Source organism: Catenulispora pinisilvae (genome assembly GCF_015356865.1).
GTDB classification, from domain to species: domain Bacteria; phylum Actinomycetota; class Actinomycetes; order Streptomycetales; family Catenulisporaceae; genus Catenulispora; species Catenulispora pinisilvae.
In genome coordinates this window covers 1-4,353 of sequence record NZ_JAAFZA010000428.1, presented here as the reverse complement: position 1 = coordinate 4,353, position 4,353 = coordinate 1, and the positions used below count along the sequence as shown (strand labels likewise).

The 4,353-nt window shown below is 69.3% G+C and carries 4 protein-coding genes; all 4 read right to left on the bottom strand.

Translation table 11 applies throughout. From position 1 onward, the window contains the following. Window positions 1–892: 892 nt before the first annotated feature. The 4 genes from IZR01_RS48335 to IZR01_RS48320 all read right to left on the bottom strand — a co-directional run bounded on the left by IZR01_RS48335 (window position 893) and on the right by IZR01_RS48320 (window position 4,246). A complete protein-coding gene (locus IZR01_RS48335; RefSeq protein ID WP_194927798.1) occupies window positions 893–1,921 on the bottom strand; it encodes a hypothetical protein in 1,029 nt (342 codons plus the stop codon). Further along, window positions 1,918–2,280: a PadR family transcriptional regulator gene (locus tag IZR01_RS48330; RefSeq protein ID WP_194899930.1), complete on the bottom strand. Its 363-nt coding sequence runs from the start codon at window positions 2,278–2,280 to the stop codon at window positions 1,918–1,920. The genes IZR01_RS48335 and IZR01_RS48330 overlap by 4 nt, the downstream gene beginning before the upstream one ends. Beyond that, window positions 2,264–3,277, bottom strand: a complete 1,014-nt coding sequence (locus tag IZR01_RS48325) for a nucleotidyl cyclase domain-containing protein (RefSeq protein ID WP_194927797.1) — start codon at window positions 3,275–3,277, stop codon at window positions 2,264–2,266. Before IZR01_RS48325 ends, IZR01_RS48330 begins: the two co-directional genes overlap by 17 nt. A gap of 288 nt (window positions 3,278–3,565) precedes the next feature. Beyond that, window positions 3,566–4,246: a Crp/Fnr family transcriptional regulator gene (locus IZR01_RS48320; RefSeq protein ID WP_194899932.1), complete on the bottom strand. Its 681-nt coding sequence runs from the start codon at window positions 4,244–4,246 to the stop codon at window positions 3,566–3,568. Between the last annotated feature and the right edge of the window lie 107 nt (window positions 4,247–4,353).

Sequence of the window (4,353 nt, the reverse complement as noted above, 5' to 3'; positions counted from 1 at the left end):
TCCGCGCTCTGGCCGGCCTCGGCTTCGCCTTCACCCCCGCTGAACAACCACTGCGCACCCCGGACCGCCTCACCGCCGCCCTCGGCCACTAGATCAAGTCAGCGTGTTAATGAAATGCGCCCCCAGGCTGGCCGGGTTTTCACATCCATGCTGATCGTCACGCGTTCGGGCGTGTCGAGCAGCGGTGGACCGAGGAAGATCCCCTACACCACACCGGCAGCCGCACTACTGACCCGTGCCCTCGTACCCTACGGTTGCCTTTCTTCCGGTCGGTTTTCGGTTCGTTCCCCTCGGTCGCGTCGGCAGGGCTTTGCCTACAGTGCCGGTTCTCGGGAGTCAAGTTCGCGCTGTACGCAGCCGCCGCCTGCCCGCTTTCCGTAAGGGCGCGGACTTTACTCCCGGGGTTCGGCGCTGTACCCCTTGGGGCTGACGACGCGACCGTGGGGAACGAACCGCACCACCTCACCAACCGCCGCCGCAGGGCCCTGACCCGGCCACCCTATGGAACCGCGCCAGTTCCCCGAGGGAGCCGAGAGCCCCCGCCGGAGGCGCCGGCTTTTCACCACAGCTCTTGATCTTGCTCTTGACTGTGATCTGGCTGTTGATCTGGTTCTTGTTGCGACTTGCGGGAGCTGAAGAGGCCTGAGGTGCGGCGGGGTCGTGAACACGAAAACCGGCAGCCGACAAACACACCCACCGCCCCGAACCCCGAACCGGCAAAACTATTACCGAAGGCCGTAAAAAGCTTTATAGCCGACAAACTGACCGCAACCCGGCTCGCAAACTCTAGCCCTTCAAAAAGCCCCGAACCCCGAGCGTCCCAAAGCCCGTCCAGCCCGTCCAGCCCGGCCGCCCCGCCACCGCCCCCGTCACAAGCCCCCTGGCGGCCTCGTCACCCCGCCACCGCCCCCGGAGTCCCGGAACGCGCTGAACGCCCGCCAAGGCGCTCCTTAAGCGCCGCCAGAGCAGCAACCAACACCAGCCCCCCGGCGAAGAACGCCAGCGGGATCCGATCGCCGCCGACGTAGTACGGACGCTGCGATGCCAGGATCAGGTCCGGGCCGATGGCCGCGACCGCCACCACTGCCAGCGCCACCGGCCGCACCGACGACCGGTATCCGAGGACGCCGACGGCGGCCATCGCGAGCGCGGCCAGGACCATGGCGTGCCGGTTCTCGGTCTGGCCCCAGCCCTGCAGGACCTCGAACATCCGGATCGGCAATCTGCTCTCCGGGCTGGATGGCAGTGTCTTCTGCCCCTCGTACACCACGGCACCCAGGCCGAGCACGACCGCCGTCGCGAGCAGGCCCGGGACGAGCGCGCGGCGGGCGTGGGCGCCCCGGACCGCGAACAGCGCCGCGGTGACGATGCCGGCCAGCACCGTCTCCTCGTGCAGTGCCAGCTCCATCCCGTCGGTCAGGTATGCCGATGCCAGGAACATCGTCAAGGCCAAGATCCGGGCCGTTCGCCACCAGCCGAGGGTGATCAGGCCCAGTACCGCCGACCAGCAGGCCGGGATCTCGTACGGGAGGATGTCGAGTCGGTGGCGGGGGCCGAGCGTGAACACCGACGGGTCCGACCAGGTCCAGGTGATCGCCGGGTTGGACCGGGCGTTCGCGACGATCAGCGCCAGTTGGGTGAGGCCGACGAACGCCAACAGCGTGGTCCCGGTCAGGGCCACGGTTCGCACCATCTCACCGGTTCGGGTGGTCACCAGGGCACCGTCGGCGGCGCGGCCCAGCCGGGCCCGCACCCCGAGCCGGGCCAGGCTCAGCACCTCACGGAGTTCGGGGCGCGTGCGTCCTTCCTCGGAGCCGTCCATCAGGGTGCTGAGGAGTTCTTCTCCGCGGGCTTCCCTATAGGACTTCGGCAGTATCCGCAGAAGCCTCCTATAGCGCCGCTCCAACCGCTCGCCGCTCATGCCGTCCCTCCCCCTCCCAGGGCGGCGCGGGGCGCCCCCCGCTTCTTCAGCCGCTCCAGCGCCACCGAGGCCTGCCGCACCAGGCGCTCCGCGTCGTCGGCGAGCACCTGCGCGCCGACGTCGGTGAGGCGGTAGTAGCGGCGCAGGCGGCCCGAGACCGTCTCCTCCCGGTCCAGGACCAGCAGGCCCTCGCCGGACAGCCGGTCCAGTGCGCCGTAGAGGGTGCCCACGCGCAAGCTGGTCCGGCCGTCCGACAGGCGGGCGACCTCCTGGATGATCCCGTATCCGTGCAGCGGTCCGTCGACCAGCGCGGTCAAAATCTGGAAGGTCTGCTCCGTCCGGCTACTCGATGAACTCATGGTCGATATATATCGTCCCTCGATCTATCGGCACAAGCCCCGCGGCCAGATCGGCCGCGCCGCCGACCAGGACCACGGTGCGTACTCCGAGGCCGGCCAGTTCGTCGAGCAGCGAGGCCTCGTCGGCCAGGACGACCGCCACCGGCCCTACGGCACCGGCGGCACCGACCCGCGGGCCGGGCACCAGTTCTTCGGCCAGCCCGGCCGCTGGAGCCCCGGCTATCGGAGCCCCGGCCACCGGAGCGTCCGGCAACTCGGGCCCGAGCAGCACCCCCGATTCCGACCGCGCCACCCGGCGCGGCACCGGCAGCACCGCCCCCCTGGTGAACAGCTGGATCCAGCCGGGCACGTCGGCGGACTTCACCTGCACCCGGACCTGCTCGAAAGCCGCGGCGTCCAGGCCGCCGTAGCCGTGGCGCAGCACTCCGTCGTGCACGCCCTCGGACACGATCAGCCCCACGGCCGCCGTGCTGTGCTCCATCGCCTCGCGCAGCGGCCCGGCGTCGACCAGGCGGAAGGCCAGGTTGACGTCGTAACCGGCGTAGCCGTGCGCGTCGTGGTGCACCTCTCCGGCGTGCACCACCACCCGCAGCCGGAACCGCTGGCGCGGTGTGCGCCCGTCGTTGCCGTGCTCCAGCAGTTCGGCCAGCCGGGCCGGCATCCGGCCGAGCAGCAGCACCTTGGAGACCTCGGCGGAGACGAAGATCAGCACGCCGTCGCCGCGGTCCTCCCGGACGGTCTGCCGCCACGGGATTCCGGAATCCTCGAATGCGTCGCGCAGGGTGTCGTAAAGCGCGGCGCGAATAGCGAGTTGATCGACGTTGTCCCTGTCCGGTCGCGTGAACGAGACCACGTCCACGACGACGATCGACCGGTGGGTCGGCAGATTGGTGACGGCTTGCGGATTGAGTTGGTGGCTGATCGGCTGCGCATACCGCCCGTGCCACTGACGCGGTGTCCTACCAGCGCGACTACGTGGTTCCAACGGCGTATTCATGAGAACAGGCCCTTGATGACGACCCTCCGTGCCCCCCGACATGTATCGCAAGGTACTCCGATGCGCGAGATCTCCGCACCAGCTATTTTACTAGTGCGGAAACGGATCCGTTCGGCATTAAAGCTATCGCCCGGCACTGACAAAAACCGGTCCCCCGGTACCCGCACATGCTGTTTCACGAAGCCACAAGTACGCATAACGAACTTGGCCCCCGGGCCCGCGGTCGGCCCGACGCTCTGCGGCCGGCCGCAGAGCGTTGTCAGATAGTTATCAGGCGGCGACTGGCCATCACCCGGCGACGCGACCGTTCTGCGCGACCACGCGCAGGGCCTTCTCGTCGAGCACGAGGATGCGCTGGCGCGCGCTGCGGATGACTCCCGCCTCGCGCAGCGTCCGCAGGGAGCGCGCCAGGGCCGGCACGCTGACCCCGGCCCAGCAGGCGATCTCCTCCTGGGTGAACACCGGCCGGTCCTGCCCGGCGCCGGCGTAGGAGTGGATCTCCAGCAGCTTGTCGGCGACCGCGCCGAGGGCGACGGAGCCGTGCAGCTGGGTGCGGTGGCGGTCGGCGTCGTGGAGGCGGTCGGCGAGGGTGCGGAAGAGGGCCCGGGCTATGGAGGGAGTGCGCTCCGCGAGGTCCAGGAAGGCCTCTCCGCTCATCCCGCGGGCCTCGACGGTGCTGCGGGCCCTGACGGTCGCGCTACGCGGCCGCTCGGACAGGCTGGCCAACTCCCCCACCACATCGCCGGGGCCGCGGACCGCGAGGATCCGGGTGGCCCCGCCGGTGCTGTGCTGGATCACCGAGACCCACCCGGACTGGATGAAGAACACCCGGTGGGTGTCCTCCCCCTCGCCGGTCAGCGAATCCCCGGGCCGGAACACCTGATAGACGGTCCGCGAACGGATCTCCTCGGCTGCCATAGCGTCGAGGAGATCCCAGAAGCGCCACTCGTCTTCGTCGTCAACCGCCATTCCCCGCAAACTAGCCGAGCACAGCCGGTAGGCAAAGCTCGGGTCCAGAGGAATGGCGGTTTCCGCGCAGACGACTGTGTCCCCCGTGTCCCCGTCTCTTATACACA